The sequence below is a fragment of the Butyricimonas faecalis genome, from assembly GCF_003991565.1.
In the GTDB taxonomy this organism is placed as follows: Bacteria; Bacteroidota; Bacteroidia; order Bacteroidales; family Marinifilaceae; genus Butyricimonas; species Butyricimonas faecalis.
In genome coordinates this window covers 657,945-673,582 of sequence record NZ_CP032819.1, presented here as the reverse complement: position 1 = coordinate 673,582, position 15,638 = coordinate 657,945, and the positions used below count along the sequence as shown (strand labels likewise).

Genomic DNA, 15,638 nt, shown 5'->3' with positions numbered 1-15,638 from the left:
AGCATGGAAAATGAAGTAAATAACGTGTGTATGTCGGTGAAAATGATATATGTATCTGATGGAATTTCGCTAACTTTAGACCCGGAATTACGATGTCATGGTAAGAAAACATGCTAATTGTTGGAATAAAAAATGAAATAGAAATATGGAAAAAGATGTACAGGCAATCTTGAATCTTTTGAGTGAAGGTGCTGTCGTGGAGGGTGATATTCAAACGCCAAGAGACATACGGATAGACGGCTCGCTAGTCGGGACGGTTCGTACTGATGGGCGTTTGATCCTCGGGCCTTCTTCTCGTGTTAAGGGAAAAGTTAATTCTCCGAATATCAACGTGTATGGAAACGTGGAGGGGGATATCGTCTCGACCGGTATTGTCGTGTTAAGGGCAAAATCAAACGTGAAGGGAACGATTTCCACGACAACGATGCTTGTTGAGGCCGGGGCCGTGTTTAACGGGGAATGTTATATGGTCGCGTCAGCCAAAACAGTTGTTCGTCCGGAAACAACAGATAAGAAATAATGCAAATTCTTTGTGTCGAATCTCGCCGAAAAGATATAACTTTGCAGAAATTTTAGAACGTTATATGGCTAATGATAGTAAAATTGTTCCAGTTCCTGTTTTGAGGCGGATGCCCGCGTATCTTTCTTTCGTGAAAACATTGCAAAAACAGGGGGAGAAATACGTTTCATCGACAAGAATTGCTGAATACATGGAAATAGACGCCACGCAAGTGACGAAAGATTTATCACATACCGGTATCTCCGGGAAAACTCGTGTCGGTTACGAGGTGGATAATTTCGTGGAGATACTGGATGACTTTCTTGGTTTCAATAAAATTAATAATGCCTTTCTGGTCGGGGCAGGTTCACTAGGGTGTGCCTTGCTGCAGGATAAGGGATTAAGGAATTTCGGGTTGAATATACAGAAGGCTTTCGACGTGGACAAGTCTAAAATCGGAACAAAGATTAATGATGTCGAAATTTTTCACGTGGACCAGTTCCGGGGTATGCCGGGAGAATGTAACGTGGCGATAGGTATTATTACCGTTCCGGCCGAATGTGCCCAAAATGTGGCCGATTTAATGGTTGCTTGGGGAATCAAGGCTATTTGGAACTTTACCCCGGCCCGGATCAAGGTTCCTGCCCATATCGCCGTGCAAAACACGACAATATACACGAACTTGGCCATTTTATTCAATAAATTGCACGGGCAGGAATAGCTTTATTAATTTCAGATGTTAAATTTTAGATTTTAGATTCCAGATTTTAGATTCCAGTTGCACGAACCGGTGCTTTTTTACGTTTACTTTTTTATCTTTACTAGCAAGGAGGGGGTTGATTACCAGGTGGTTTTACCCTCCCGTGCTAACCTCTACGTGTCGCCTTGTTTTAGACGAAGATGATCCCTGTTGTATAGGATGTTATAAATCAAATTCCTATATTCCATGTATTTGCTTGGTATCATAGATGAATCAGCTTGTATATAGAATATATTATATTTTAATATTTTTTCAATAGGAATAGGAGCGGAATGGGAGGAGAATGGGAGCGGAATGGGAGCGGGTGGCAATATGAAGGCAATGAAATAGATATAAGATAGCATTTATTTGTATTTGTTAAAGATGAAATGGGGGTGTTTCGGGGCATACATGGTGTCGGATTCTTTTTCAAGGCAAAGGGCATGTTTAAGCCGGGCTTTTTCTTTGATATCCCGATGTTTTTTTATAGTTTTGCAGTTCGTAAATTACAAAGAGTAATAACTAAAAGAAAGCAGAATGGTAAAGATTAAATTTCCCGATGGGAATGTAAAAGAGTTCGAGTCCGGGGTTACCGGCATGGACATAGCTAAGTCGATTAGCCATAAGCTGGCTAAGGAAGTGTTGTCTATATCCGTAAATGGCGTCACGTGGGATTTGACGCGCGGTATAACAACAGACTCCGAGATTAAGCTATATACATGGGACGATGAAGAGGGACGCCATGCTTTCTGGCACTCATCTGCACACCTTATGGCAGAAGCTTTGCAGGCTATTTACCCGAATATCAAGTTCGGTATCGGTCCGGCTATTGAAAATGGTTTCTACTATGACGTGGACCCGGGAGAAGGTGTTGCTATCCAAGAGAAAGATTTGGCGGAGATCGAGAAGAAGATGTTGGAATTGGCAAGAAAGAACGAGGAATATTGCAGGATAGACGTTAGTAAGCAAGAGGCGTTGAATCATTTTTCATCGCTCAACGAGACATATAAGGTAGAGTTAATCAACGATTTGGAAGACGGGACAATCACGTATTACCGTCAAGGTGATTTCACGGATTTGTGCCGCGGACCGCATTTGCCTAATACATCCTATATCAAGGCTATCAAGTTGACTTCTGTTGCGGGGGCTTACTGGAGGGGGAATGAACACAACAAGATGTTAACCCGTATATACGGAATTACTTTCCCGAAACAGAAAATGTTGGACGAGTGGTTGGTGATGATGGAGGAGGCCAAACAACGCGATCATCGCAAGATCGGTAAGGAGATGGAGTTGTTCATGTTCTCGCAAGCGGTTGGTTCGGGACTCCCGATGTGGTTGCCGAAGGGTGCCATGTTGAGAGATCGTCTGGAGGCTTTCTTGCGTAAAGTGCAAAAGAAATACGGTTACCAGCAGGTGATCACGCCGCATATCGGTAACGTGAATTTGTACAAGACTTCAGGACATTTCCAGAAGTACGGTAAAGATAGTTTCCAGGTAATCACGACCCCGCAGGAAGGCGAGGAGTTCATGTTGAAACCGATGAACTGCCCGCACCATTGCGAGATGTACAAGTTCAAACCGCGGTCGTACAAGGATCTTCCGGTGCGTTTTGCCGAGTTCGGTACGGTGTATCGTTACGAGCAGAGCGGGGAATTGCACGGGTTGACAAGGGTGCGCGGGTTCACGCAGGATGATGCCCATTTGTTCTGTACGCCCGATCAGTTGAAAGAGGAGTTCAAGAAAGTGATCGATATTATTTTCACGATATTCAAAGCGTTGAGTTTCGATAATTTCACCGCGCAGGTTTCTTTGAGAGACCCGAATAACAAGGAAAAATACATCGGAACCGACGAAAACTGGGAGAAGGCCGAGAGTGCTATTATCGAGGCTGCTGCCGAGAAAGGATTGAAAACGACGGTAGAGTTGGGTGAGGCTGCTTTCTATGGACCGAAGCTGGATTTCATGGTGAAGGATGCTATCGGTCGGAAATGGCAGTTGGGAACGATTCAAGTGGATTACAATTTGCCGGAACGTTTCGACTTGGAATTCACGGGTGCCGATAACCAGAAGCATCGTCCGGTTATGATTCACCGGGCGCCGTTCGGAAGTATGGAGCGTTTCGTGGCCGTGCTGATCGAGCATACGGGTGGAAAATTCCCGTTGTGGTTGACGCCGGATCAGGTCGTGGTGCTCCCGATCAGTGAAAAATACAACGATTATGCTCAAAAAGTTGTAAATTTCTTAAATAATTCCGACATTCGCACCGTTTTAGACGATCGTAACGAAAAGATTGGTCGTAAGATACGTGATAACGAGTTGAAAAAGATTCCTTACATGTTGATTGTCGGTGAGCAGGAAATGAACGAGAATAAAGTTTCTGTTCGTCGTCAAGGGGAGGGAGATAAAGGATCGATGACAACGGAAGAGTTTGCTGAAATGATAAATAAAGAGGTAGAGGCTCAGTTGAACTCTATCTACAATGAATAATAATAAAAGGAGGATTAATTATAGCAAGAACAATGGAAATTAGGGGCAGAGGTCAAAATGACAAGCCACAGCACAGAGTGAACGAGCAAATTCGGGCTGCTTCTGTGAGAGTTGTTGGTGAAAATGTAGAAGCGGGTGTTTATTCTTTAAAAGAAGCTTTAGCCATGGCTGAAGCTGCCGGAGCTGATCTGGTAGAGATATCCCCCAATGCCGATCCACCTGTATGCAGGATCATTGATTACAGCAAGTTCCTGTATCAGTTGAAGAAAAAGCAGAAAGAGATTAAAGCCAAGAGCGTGAAAGTCGTTGTAAAGGAGATCCGTTTCGGGCCTCAGACAGATGATCATGATTTCAATTTCAAGTTGAAACACGCGATCGGGTTCCTGCAAGAAGGTGCGAAGGTGAGAGCTTACGTGTTCTTCAAGGGTCGTTCGATTCTGTTTAAAGATCAAGGGGCTGACTTGTTGGAACGCTTTGTCAACGCGTTGGAAGATTACGGGAAGTTGGAATCCGCGCCCATGCTTGAAGGGAAGAAGATGATCGTGGTTATCGCCCCGAAAAAATAGTGAAAGTTTAGCATTTAAAATTTGGAATTTGGAATGAATCGGTTTCTGTATTCAAAATCATGGAATGTTTCAATCTGAAATCTAAAATCATTAAATCTAAAATTAATAAGGTATTTTATAATTACATATATTCTGAAACAAATTAAAATTAGAACAAATGCCAAAGATGAAGAGTGTAAGTAGTGCAAAGAAAAGATTTTCTTTGACTGCTACCGGGAAGATTAAGAGAAAACATGCTTTTAAAAGTCATATTCTGACCAAGAAAGCAACCAAGAGAAAAAGAAATTTGACTCATACGTCTATCGTTGACATTGCTAACGATGCAACTGTGAGAAAAATGCTTTGTATCTAAGAAATTTAAAAAAAAACAGTAATTAACCGGGATGTTATGCCAGTTAAGTTCCTTGAGGGGCGCTAACATTCAAAAAACAAAAGATTATGCCAAGAGCTAAAAATGCCGTTGCTTCAAGAGCACGTAGAAAAAAGGTGTTAAGTCAAACCAGAGGTAACTTTGGTGCAAGAAAAAATGTCTGGACGGTTGCCAAAAACACGTATGAAAAAGGCTTAACGTACGCGTACCGTGACAGAAAGAAGAAAAAATCAGAATTTAGAGCGTTGTGGATTCAGAGAATTAACGCTGCGGTTAGAATGGAAGGTTTGTCTTACTCTAAGTTTATGGGCTTAGTTCATAAAGCTGAGGTAAACATGAACCGTAAAGTTCTGGCTGATTTGGCCATGAATCAACCGGAAGCTTTCAAAGCGATCGTTGCGAAAGTGAAAGAGTTAGCTTAGTAATTATAAAATATCAGAAAAGGCTGCCCTCGGGTGGCCTTTTTTATTTTTAAATATTATCTTTGTAAAATAGTGATACATTATTTTTTTTAATTAATAGAATGAAGATTGCATTACTTGGATACGGGAAAATGGGAAAAGCGATAGAGCGTTTGGCTCGGGCGCGAGGGCATGAAGTCGTGTTGATCGTGGATGAGAATAACCGGGCAACGTGTACGGATGATCAGTTGAAACAAGCGGATGTCGCGATTGAATTCACAACCCCGGTCGTGGCAGTCGATAATTATAATTGGTGTTTCCGTAATCATGTTCCGGTGGTGTCCGGCACGACGGGATGGTTGGAAAGATGGGACGAGGTGATGATGTCGCGCGAGCAACTGGGGGGAGGCTTCTTTTACGCGTCCAATTATAGTATCGGGGTGAATATATTTTTTCATCTGAATCGGTGGCTGGCACGGACGATGGCTCGATTTGCCGATTATAAAGTTTCTGTCGAGGAAACCCATCATATTCATAAGCTGGATGCCCCCAGTGGGACAGCGCTTACTTTGGCAAAAGATATTTTGAAAGAGCATCCGGAATACACGTCTTGGGTGTTGGACGAGGGGAAGGTGGAAGCGGGAGAGTTGCCCGTGAAAGCTAAAAGAGAGGGTGAGGTTCCGGGGATTCACTCGGTAACGTATAAATCGGGCGTGGATGAAATTCAGATATATCATTCCGCTTATTCCCGGGATGGTTTTGCCCAAGGGGCTGTGATGGCAGCGGAGTTTTTGATGGGGAAAAAGGGGATGTTTGGAATGGAGGACCTGATTAAGATAAAAGATGAAAACTAAAAGATAAAAGTTGAATTTAGTTTGAAATTTAAAATTTAAAATTTAGAATTTAGAATGAAAGAAGTGTTGGTCTTGTTCGGTTGGAATCTAAAATCTAAAATCATAAATCAAGAAATAATATGAGTAGGATATTGACAAATAGATGGTTTAAATTCGGGTGTATGCTTTTCGTGTACCTGCTTTGGACGTTATGGATCGGGAGTTGGTGGCTGTTGTTAGGCGTGCCTGTCCTGTTTGATATTTATATCACGAAGAAGGTACACTGGGCTTTCTGGAAGAAAAAAGGAGTGGAAAAACAGAGCAAGGCGGTGGAATGGATTGATGCTTTGATTTTTGCAATTATCGCGGCTACATTGATCCGGATGTTTTTCTTCGAGGCGTACACGATCCCGACTTCCTCTATGGAAAAGTCCATGTTGGTCGGGGATTATCTTTTCGTGAGCAAGGTGGCTTACGGGCCGAAATTGCCTAATACCCCGTTGTCAGTACCGTTCACTCATCATACCTTGCCTTTCACCCAGTCAACGAAGGCTTATTCGGACTTGATACAATGGCCCTACAAACGGATTGCCGGGTTGGGAGAGGTCAAACGAGAGGATATTGTCGTGTTTAATTTCCCGGCGGGGGATACGGTTGTCGTTGGAAGGGAGAACCCGGATTACTATTCGCAAATCAGAGGAAAGCTGCCTGATGTTCAGGATGCAGCATGGGAGCAGGGATTGAGTGTAACCCCGGAGGAAGCTTGGTCTATCGCTCGTAAAAAAATCTGGCGGGAGAATGAGATTATCGCTCGTCCGGTGGATAAACGGGAGAATTATATCAAGCGATGCGTCGGGATGCCGGGTGATGTCCTGGAAATGAAAGATGCCGTGCTTTACGTGAACGGGAAGAAGTTGGAGGACAATGATAAGATGCAATATAATTATGATATTATCGTGAATGCACCGTTTAATAGGGTGAAGTTGCAGGAGATGGGTGTTTCCATGGAGGATATTAATAGCGGTTATAGGGGAAATAATTGTTACGTGTTGCCTTTGACGGTTGAGATGGTGGAGAAGATCAAGAAGATGTCGAATGTCCTGTCGGTGACTCGTGAAGAGGAGGACAGACTGATATTCCCGTATAGCCCGAATTACCCGTGGACCCGTGATGATTTCGGACCGCTACCGATCCCGAAGAAAGGGGAAACGATCGATCTGACGTTGGAGAATTTACCGCTTTATGACCGTATTATCGGGGCATACGAGGAGAATAAGCTGGAGGTAAAGGATTCTGTAATATATATTAACGGCTCCCCGGCAGATAAGTATACTTTCAAGATGGATTACTTCTGGATGATGGGGGACAACCGTCATAATTCGGCCGACTCCCGTTACTGGGGCTTCGTTCCGGAGGATCATATTGTCGGGAAGGCTTATTTTATCTGGCTTTCTTTGGATAAGGATAAATCTTTCTTGGGTAAGATACGTTGGAACAGGTTGTTCCGGTTTATACATTAAAAAAAAAGCGGCGTGAGCCGCTTTTTTTGTTATTATATTTTGTAACTTGTCATTGTTTTTAAAAATTACATTATGGCTAAAACGAAGAATAAGAAAACATTTGTATTAGATACGAATGTGATTTTACACGATTACAGATCCATCTATAATTTCGAGGATAATGATATTGTTATTCCAATCACGGTATTGGAGGAATTAGATAAGTTTAAACGCGGGAATGACCAGATTAATTATCATGCCCGTGAGTTTGTCAGGGAATTGGATCAGATTTCCGGATCGGATTTTTTTGAAAAAGGAGCCCCGCTAGGTAAGGGACGGGGGCGTTTGTTTATCCAGACGGGTGTCCCGTTCTCCCCCAAGATGAATGACTCTTTTAGCGAAGATATACCCGATCATCGGATATTGGCCATTGCCGAATATGTAACAGAGAAGAGAAAAGGGGAAAAGGTCATTCTGGTGTCGAAAGATATGAACTTGAGGATGAAGGCGAGGTCTCTGGGTATTTTGGCCGAGGATTACAAGACCGATCAGGTGAAAGATCTGGAGGTGTCGCTGAACAAGTGTATAGAGACAAAAGAGGATTTTTCTCAAGAGCTGATCGCCAAGCTTTACGAGAGCGGTGAAGCGGGAGTTCCCGTGGAAACGTTCTTCCCGAAAGAAGAGATAAAAGGCAACAATTATTATATATTAAAGAATGGTAGTAATTCGGTGTTGGCTTGTTACGATCCGGTTCGGAAAGTAGTACGGAAGGTAGAGAAGTTAAATACTTTCGGTATTTACCCGAAGAATTCGGAGCAGGCGTTTGCATTGGACGCGTTGATGAACCCGAATATATCGTTGGTTGCCTTAAGCGGTAAGGCCGGAACGGGAAAGACGTTGCTGGCTTTGGCCGCGGCATTGCAACAGAATAAGGCGTTCGAACAGATTTACCTGGCACGTCCGATCGTGGCTTTGTCAAATAAGGATTTGGGGTATTTGCCGGGGGATGTGAACGAGAAGGTTAGTCCGTATATGCAGCCCTTGTTTGATAATCTGGCCGTGATTAAGCATCGTTATAATATGCATAGCTCGGAGAACCGGCTGATCGAGGATATGTTGAAAGACGAACGTCTGGTGATTTCCGCGCTGGCTTATATCAGGGGACGGAGTTTGTCAAACGTCTTTTTCATCGTGGATGAAGCGCAGAATCTTACGCCGCATGAGGTTAAGACGATTATCACCCGTGCGGGAGAGGGCGTGAAGATGGTGTTCACGGGGGATATTGACCAGATTGACTCTCCTTACTTGGACAGACAGTCGAATGGTTTGTCACACTTGTTTGATCGAATGCAGGGACAGGATATTTTTGCCCACGTGCATTTGGAAAAAGGGGAGAGAAGTTATTTGGCAGAGGTGGCAAGTAACTTGTTGTAGAAATAAGGACTAAAAGATAAAAGCTAAGAGTTCAATGATTAGGACTATTAGCTTTTATCTTTTAGTCTAAACTAGTTTTTAACTTTTAGCTTTTTCAAGTGAATATACTGGGTTTTCTAAGTGCAGCCATATTATTGACCCTGATGCCGGGGCCGGATATTTTATTCGTGATCACGCAAAGTATTACCCGGGGAAAGAAGGCGGGGATTATTTTCGCTTGCGGTCTGTGTACGGGGTTAATCGCCCATACCGCGGCTGTAAGCCTGGGGCTTTCTTGGATCCTGTATAATTCTCCGGTGGCATTTAGCGTGCTGAAGTACATGGGGGCGGCTTACTTGATCTATTTGGGTGTGAAATCATTTATCCACCGGAAGGAAAATTCACTGGCTTTACCAACGGTTGCCGGGGTGGAGTATAAGCTGTACCGCAAGGGGATTCTGATGAATATTCTGAATCCGAAAGTATTGTTGTTTTTTATCGCGTTTTTCCCCCAGTTTGTAAGTCCTGCCGCGGAGAATCCGGCAGGAGAGTTACTGGTGCTGGGGTTGCTTTTTATGGCGCAAGCTATTGTTATCTTCTCTTTGATAGCTTTGCTGGCAGATCGTTTGTCTCGTCGGTTGATGCAAAATGTTCATTTCTCGTTGATTATGCATATCATCGAGTCGTTGGTTTATTTTGTCATCGGAATCAGTTTAATCTTTGTGGTCGTCTGATTAAAATTTTCTTAACCGCAGTATTCGAGGAATGTATGTCGAGATGTGACGGGCTTTTTTGGTTTCGTACACATCTGCAATCTTGATCAGAATAGCTGTTTCTTCCACACCGCCAAAGCCTGAATTTATGGCCGTCCCAAAGGTTTTCATGGAAGGCGACAGGCTCATGTAGGCATTTACCAGGGGGGGGATGTTTTCTCCATGTTCCCTGACATAGCGGGAAAGAATACGGTAATCTTCGTCATAGTTATTCCCGCAAAGTATTTTTCCGAGTTTATTGTCATCGATATGAATTTCCAGCGGAGTAATCGGTTCGACAAGTTTTTCTGTATCCTTAAAGTACTTTCGCATAAAGAATAAAATCATGTCGCGCGCTTCGATGTTGAAGCTGGTGTACATGGTTACTTTCCCGAAGAAATATTCCATGTTCGGATTTTCCACGGTAAGGGCTCCCAGTCCGTCCCACAAGTTATCTAAGGCGAACAGGGACTTGCGTCCCATTTTTGTAGACTGGTACAAAGGTTGTACGAAAGAACGTCCCAGTTCGATCATTTTAGGGAGATATTGCTTTTTGAATGTCTCGGAGAAACGGAAAAGTTCGGTGGTGGCCAGGTTGGGTTCTCCTTCTTGATTTAAAGGAAGGTTATCGCATAGAATATACCGGTAGCCGCCTAGAATTTCTTGTTCTTTCGGGTCCCACACGATTAATTGCTGGTAGGGAACCTGTTCGTCAACGTCAAACGGGTCAATATCAACCTCTTTTCCTGTACCCCCTCCGGCTGTTCTGAAAGTTAATTCCCGTAACCTGCCTACTTCTTTCATCAAGTTAGGACTGTTGAAAGCGTTAAACGAGTAAATTTCGTTTCCTCCCTTGTTGGTTTTACGAATGAATCTTTCTTCTGTTAGTTCTGCTAATAATTTCGCTTTATTTACAGGATAGATAACTGGTTGCATAGTTTATGTAGATCTATAATTGGTAGACAATGTTCTTTATTTCTTCCGCCCATTCTTTCGGTGTCTTGCTTTTATCCAGCGTTTCCCATTTAATAGGTTTTCCGATAATCAGAGTAAATGTTGAACCTTTTTTGTTGAATGTTTCTTTGGGAAGATACATCATTTCGAGATTTACTTTTAGTCCTATTTTGGTACGAAAGTTTGCTAAATTATAAAAGAATTTTGAATTTTCCGCTTTTACTCGTATCGGAATGATGTCCCGCTGGTATTTAACGGCTTTTACCACGAAACTTTTTTGCCATTCCAAATCTTTCACCACGCCTTTAATTTTGCGGCTTACCATTCCGGCAGGGAAGGTGATGACCTGGGCATCGGAGGCAAAGGCGTTTTCCAAGTCAACCGCGGCTTCCTTGGCTAAGGCCCCGTGTTTGTTAACCGGTAAAAAGATGTTATTAAGATTTTTGAGATTCATCAGTAAATCATTTACCGGGAATTTCAGTTTTTTATATATTTTCCCCAAGAAAGAGATCAGGATGATACCATCCGGTCCTCCCAAAGCGTGATTGGCCGCGAAGATATAACGTCCGTTGGGGTCCGGTAAATTTTCTTTACCTTCGATAATGTAAGAAATATCAAGATATTCCAAGATGCCTTCGGCAAAATCCAAACCTTTCCGATCCCCGTATTTAGAGATGAAGTCGTTGATCTGGTCTTGGCAGATGACACGTTTTAAAAATGAATAAACGAATTTCGGAATCCAGCGGGCCAATTTGGGATTCTTACTTTTAAAAAGCTGTTCAATGTATATCGGTTTAACAGTTTCTTCCATAATAAATGTGAATTGAATCTCCTTGTTTTAAAACTTTTGGCAAAGATAAAAAACCTTATTCAATAAAATTCGTTAGAGAGGATATGAATTGAAAAATATGAACATTTTTAATGGATAGAATAAGTTAAACGCAAAAAAAGAGAACTATGAGAAAATTATCGTTGATAACGAGTGGAGTTATTTTGATGCTCTCTTTCTTGATGGTGGGGTGTAATACCATGAAGAAGTTGGAGAGAGAGGCCATCGAAACGGCCATTGTGGGGAAAGTTTCTCCTCAGCAGTTGACTGCGGTGGATGGGGCAGTGAATTTTAATTATAATATTGCTTTTGCCCCGAAGCAATTTTATAAAAAGTTAATCTTGAAAGTGACTCCTAAAATGCAATATCCCGGTGGGGAAGAAGCGATGGGACCGCTTTATTTTCAAGGAGTGAAGGTGAAGGGAACCGATTATCCGGTGGTGGAATACAAGGGGAATACGCTAGGTACATACAATTTGTCATTCCCTTATCGTGACGGTATGCAAAAAGGGGTACTTATCGCTGATATTGAGGCGATCATGGGGAATAAAACCGTTGAGTTTACTCCGGCTATATTGAATACGAACGGGGTGAAGGAATGGAAAACATACATGTATTCTCTACCGGATAATCCGGATGCAATTCCTTTGTTTACCGAAACTTTCGTGAAAGATGTTCCGTCCACGGGTGTGGGAATTATTAGCGGGTACGTGTTATTCCCGTTATCTAAATCCGTGATCACGGATGCACAACGAAAGTCGTCTGTCATGACGCAGGCTGCTCAAGAGATGAAGAAAATATTGGCTGAAAAGAATGCCAAGATTACTAATATGTTGATGTACGTTTCCAGTTCTCCGGAGGGACCGGAAAGGCTGAACAAGAACTTGACCACGAATCGTTTCAATACGGCCAAGGCTTATTTCATGAAAGATTTGGGATTGGCTAACACACCGATGGCAAAGAATGCTAAATTTATCGTTTCCAACAAGGTGAGCGAGAATTGGGAAGGGCTGTATATGTTGTTGAATGATTCCAACTTGAAGAATAAGGCGCAAATGGTGAAAGATTTGCAGAATGCCCCGAATTTGAAGAAACGGGATGCCGTGTTGGAATCATATATTAAGACGGTACCGGAATTGAAAGATGTGATTCTTCCGACCTTGCGGCGGGCTGATTTCTATATTTTTTATACCGTGCCTGAAGTGACGCAAGTGGAGGATCAAGTGACGACTTATTACGTGCCTCAATTACAAGAGACTTCTGTTTTATCTGCTCGTACGGATGTAAACTTGCTGAATGATTTGGCCGTTATCGCTATCCGGAACAAGGATTATAGAAAAGCTAAAAAATTACTGGAATCGGCAGTTGTAATTAATCAAAAACCGGAAGTGATGAACAATCTTGGAATTGTTTATCAAAATGAAGGGAATAATACTCAAGCTAAAGATATGTACACGAAAGCTTCTATAAAGAAGGAGGCGAAGTACAACTTGGGGATATTGTTATTGAAAAATAAAGAGTACAATAAGGCTATTCCTTACTTGAAAACGATGCCGAACGTGAACTTGGCTTATGCTCAGTTGATGGCTAATGATAATCGGGCTGCCCTGGAGACATTGAAGAAGTTGAATTTGACGGAAGGGTATGAATATTATATGATGGCCGTGGCTGCGGCAAGAGTGAAAGATGTACAGACGATGGCTAGCGCTTTACAAAAAGCGATACAACTTGACCCGCAATTGAAAGGAATGGCAAGTACTGATAAAGAATTTTATCCTTACGCTCAAGAAAGTATTTATTTGAATATTGTTGATTAAAATTGTTTGACTTTGCATGTTGAATCGGGCCGTAGCGGGAGCTATGGCCCGATTTGTTACAGGTTACAAGTTAATTGGTTACAAGTTTGTCATAACTTGTAACTTTGTAAAACAATTTATTGTTTTACAAAACCTTATCCGGATTTTGTTTGATGAAGTCACCCCAATCCTTGCATTTGGGGTTTCCCGTGGTAGGCAGGTTGCCTTGTAGGTGGTGGCAATAGGCGATGGCGATGGCATCCGTTTCGTCCAAGGTGGAAATGGTGGTCGGTATTGTCATGAATTTGCCTAGCAGAAGGGCAATCTGTTCTTTGGAAGCTTCTCCTGTGCCCGTGATGCTCATTTTGATTTTTTTCGGGGCATATTCGAAAATGGGGATATTCCGTTGTAGAGCGGCAGCAATGGCGACCCCTTGTGCCCGTCCGAGTTTTAACATGGACTGGATGTTTTTACCGTAGAATTGCGATTCGATGGCCAGTTCGTCCGGGTGGTAAGAGTCAATGACTTGCAGCGTGCGTTGGAATACTCTTTGCAGTTTGAGATACGGATCGGTCATTTTTTTCATGTCAACGACTCCCGACACGACAAGTTCCGGTTTACAATTCTTCCCGGTTGTTTTAAGAATTGCATATCCCATGAAGTTTGTACCGGGGTCTATCCCCATGATTAGTTTTTCCATTGATCTGTTTTAGTTTATAAATATAGCGAAAATCTGCCTGAATGTCAATTTATTCGATTTCTTCGAGTGTCGTGCTGAAATATAAGAGGTTCTCTCCGAACACATCTACCAGCATGTGTAGCAATCTATCCTTGTAGACTTCGATGAAGATCGTGTATTCTTCGGCAGAGGGAAATATGAGTTGCAAGGATAGAGATAATCCTTCTCCTTCGCGAATCATGACACGGGTAAATAGGATGTCATTACAAAGATTTTTGCTTTTAAGATAAGCGATGTAGCCGCCTTGAACGACTTGAATGAACTCCTCTGCAATGTTTTCGTCAATACTGAATGTGGTGTTGTATATAAATCGCATGTTAAATCTAAAAGTTAAAAACTAAAAGATAAAAGATCCGTGGAGGATTAACTTTTATCTTTTAGTTTTCAGTTTTTATTTTATATAGTCAACACCCATGAATCCGCGGAGTACATCCGGGATCCGGATCCCTTCCGGTGTCTGGTTGTTTTCCAACAATGCGGCCACGATTCTCGGTAATGCCAAAGCGCTACCATTCAGAGTGTGTGCCATTGTTGTTTTCTTGTCTCCTTTATCTCGGAAACGCAGTTTCAGTCGGTTTGCCTGATACTCTTCGAAATTGGAAACAGAGCTTACTTCCAGCCAACGATCTTGTGCTTTTGAATATACTTCGAAATCGAAGGTTAGGGCAGAGGTAAAACTCAGATCACCACCGCACAGGCGTACGATACGATAGGGTAAACCTAACTTAATGAGTAATCCTTCCACGTGTTTTACCATGTCGTCAAGAGCCTCGTAAGATATTTCCGGACGGGTGATTTGCACGATTTCAACTTTGTCGAACTGGTGCAGACGGTTCAACCCGCGTACGTCTTTCCCGTATGATCCGGCTTCCCGGCGGAAACAAGCGGAGTAGGCCGTATTTTTGATTGGCAACTGATCGGCATCCACGATCATGTCCCGGTAAAGGTTGGTGACGGGCACTTCTGCCGTGGGGATAAGGTATAGCTTATCTTCGTTCACGTAGTACATCTGGCCGTCTTTATCGGGCAACTGACCGGTGCCGAAACCTGAATCTTCATTGACAACAAGCGGGGGCATGACTTCTTGGTAGCCTGCTTTGATGTTTTCTTCCAAGAAGAAATAGATTAAGGCTCTTTGTAGACGGGCTCCCAAACCTTTGTAGACAGGGAATCCGGCACCCGTGATCTTCACGCCTACCTCGAAATCGATCAACTGATACTTTTTCGCCAATTCCCAGTGGGGCAGTTGGCCTTCTTCATGGGCAGGCACGTTATCGCAGATCTTTACAATCACGTTGTCCGCATCGCTCTTTCCGGGAGGTACGGATTCGTGTGGTAAATTCGGTAAACGGACAATCAGTGAGTTCAACTCATTCTGAGTGCTATTATGTCGGGCAGTCAAAGCTGCAATCTCTTCTTTCAGACGGGTTGTGTTAGCCCGTGCTTGTTCGGCTTCCTCTTTTTTTCCGGCTTTCATCAAGGAGCCGATTTCTTTGGAGATGCTATTCATTTCGGATTGTTTGTTATCCGATTCTTTTTGTAAATTTTTTCTCTCGTTATCGAGAGCAATAATTTTCTCAACTAATTCCTTGGCATCAAAGTTTTTTACGGCTAATCTCCGAATGACCGTGTCTTTGTTTTCCTGAATAAATTTAAGGTTTAGCATCTCTGGTAATTTTAAATTTTAGCTTTCAATTTTAAATCATCGAAACGGGAACATTGATGTTCTTGTTTCGAGGCGTAAAAATAAAAAAAACT

Annotated in this window: 16 protein-coding genes; 11 read left to right on the top strand and 5 right to left on the bottom strand. The window is 42.7% G+C overall.

The window, feature by feature from the left end; all coding sequences use genetic code 11:
* Nucleotides 1-145 precede the first annotated feature (145 nt).
* The 10 genes from D8S85_RS02820 to D8S85_RS02775 all read left to right on the top strand — a co-directional run bounded on the left by D8S85_RS02820 (nt 146) and on the right by D8S85_RS02775 (nt 9,544).
* Nucleotides 146-520 carry a bactofilin family protein gene (locus D8S85_RS02820; RefSeq protein WP_106624742.1) on the top strand — a complete coding sequence of 125 codons (375 nt, stop codon included), beginning with the start codon at nt 146-148 and terminating at the stop codon, nt 518-520.
* 64 nt (nt 521-584) lie between these two features.
* On the top strand, nt 585-1,220 hold the full coding sequence (locus D8S85_RS02815) for a redox-sensing transcriptional repressor Rex (protein ID WP_106624741.1): 636 nt from the start codon (nt 585-587) through the stop codon (nt 1,218-1,220).
* Between the two features lie 555 nt (nt 1,221-1,775).
* Entirely contained in the window at nt 1,776-3,728 is a 1,953-nt protein-coding gene (thrS, locus tag D8S85_RS02810) for a threonine--tRNA ligase (RefSeq protein WP_106624740.1), read from the top strand.
* A 32-nt stretch (nt 3,729-3,760) separates the two neighbouring features.
* Complete coding sequence (gene infC, locus D8S85_RS02805) at nt 3,761-4,294, top strand: translation initiation factor IF-3 (protein ID WP_106624739.1); 534 nt, start codon at nt 3,761-3,763, stop codon at nt 4,292-4,294.
* Between the two features lie 157 nt (nt 4,295-4,451).
* Complete coding sequence (gene rpmI, locus D8S85_RS02800; protein ID WP_106624738.1) at nt 4,452-4,646, top strand: 50S ribosomal protein L35; 195 nt, start codon at nt 4,452-4,454, stop codon at nt 4,644-4,646.
* Between the two features lie 86 nt (nt 4,647-4,732).
* Nucleotides 4,733-5,086 carry a 50S ribosomal protein L20 gene (gene rplT, locus D8S85_RS02795; protein WP_027200086.1) on the top strand — a complete coding sequence of 118 codons (354 nt, stop codon included), beginning with the start codon at nt 4,733-4,735 and terminating at the stop codon, nt 5,084-5,086.
* 101 nt (nt 5,087-5,187) lie between these two features.
* Nucleotides 5,188-5,919 carry a 4-hydroxy-tetrahydrodipicolinate reductase gene (dapB, locus tag D8S85_RS02790; protein WP_106624736.1) on the top strand — a complete coding sequence of 244 codons (732 nt, stop codon included), beginning with the start codon at nt 5,188-5,190 and terminating at the stop codon, nt 5,917-5,919.
* 119 nt (nt 5,920-6,038) lie between these two features.
* Nucleotides 6,039-7,418 (top strand): signal peptidase I, encoded by a 1,380-nt coding sequence (lepB, locus tag D8S85_RS02785; RefSeq protein ID WP_106624735.1) that lies wholly within the window; start codon nt 6,039-6,041, stop codon nt 7,416-7,418.
* A gap of 72 nt (nt 7,419-7,490) precedes the next feature.
* Nucleotides 7,491-8,831 (top strand): PhoH family protein, encoded by a 1,341-nt coding sequence (locus D8S85_RS02780; RefSeq protein ID WP_106624734.1) that lies wholly within the window; start codon nt 7,491-7,493, stop codon nt 8,829-8,831.
* 98 nt (nt 8,832-8,929) lie between these two features.
* Nucleotides 8,930-9,544: a LysE family translocator gene (locus D8S85_RS02775; protein ID WP_106624733.1), complete on the top strand. Its 615-nt coding sequence runs from the start codon at nt 8,930-8,932 to the stop codon at nt 9,542-9,544.
* Here D8S85_RS02775 and D8S85_RS02770 read toward each other — a convergent pair whose 3' ends face one another.
* Both D8S85_RS02770 and D8S85_RS02765 read right to left on the bottom strand, forming a co-directional pair.
* Nucleotides 9,545-10,498: a GNAT family N-acetyltransferase gene (locus D8S85_RS02770; RefSeq protein ID WP_127074769.1), complete on the bottom strand. Its 954-nt coding sequence runs from the start codon at nt 10,496-10,498 to the stop codon at nt 9,545-9,547.
* Between the two features lie 13 nt (nt 10,499-10,511).
* Nucleotides 10,512-11,327 carry a glycerol acyltransferase gene (locus D8S85_RS02765; protein WP_106624731.1) on the bottom strand — a complete coding sequence of 272 codons (816 nt, stop codon included), beginning with the start codon at nt 11,325-11,327 and terminating at the stop codon, nt 10,512-10,514.
* A gap of 146 nt (nt 11,328-11,473) precedes the next feature.
* Here D8S85_RS02765 and D8S85_RS02760 point away from each other — a divergent pair, with 146 nt between their 5' ends.
* Entirely contained in the window at nt 11,474-13,162 is a 1,689-nt protein-coding gene (locus D8S85_RS02760) for a tetratricopeptide repeat protein (protein ID WP_228423330.1), read from the top strand.
* Between the two features lie 124 nt (nt 13,163-13,286).
* Here D8S85_RS02760 and ruvC read toward each other — a convergent pair whose 3' ends face one another.
* From ruvC to serS, 3 genes are all read right to left on the bottom strand, one after another.
* On the bottom strand, nt 13,287-13,841 hold the full coding sequence (ruvC, locus tag D8S85_RS02755; RefSeq protein WP_087420425.1) for a crossover junction endodeoxyribonuclease RuvC: 555 nt from the start codon (nt 13,839-13,841) through the stop codon (nt 13,287-13,289).
* 49 nt (nt 13,842-13,890) lie between these two features.
* Nucleotides 13,891-14,196: a DUF4286 family protein gene (locus D8S85_RS02750; protein ID WP_106624730.1), complete on the bottom strand. Its 306-nt coding sequence runs from the start codon at nt 14,194-14,196 to the stop codon at nt 13,891-13,893.
* Nucleotides 14,197-14,271: 75 nt separating this feature from the next.
* The gene (gene serS, locus D8S85_RS02745; protein ID WP_106624729.1) at nt 14,272-15,546 is read right to left on the bottom strand and encodes a serine--tRNA ligase; all 1,275 of its coding nucleotides are present in this window, start codon (nt 15,544-15,546) and stop codon (nt 14,272-14,274) included.
* Nucleotides 15,547-15,638 lie beyond the last annotated feature (92 nt).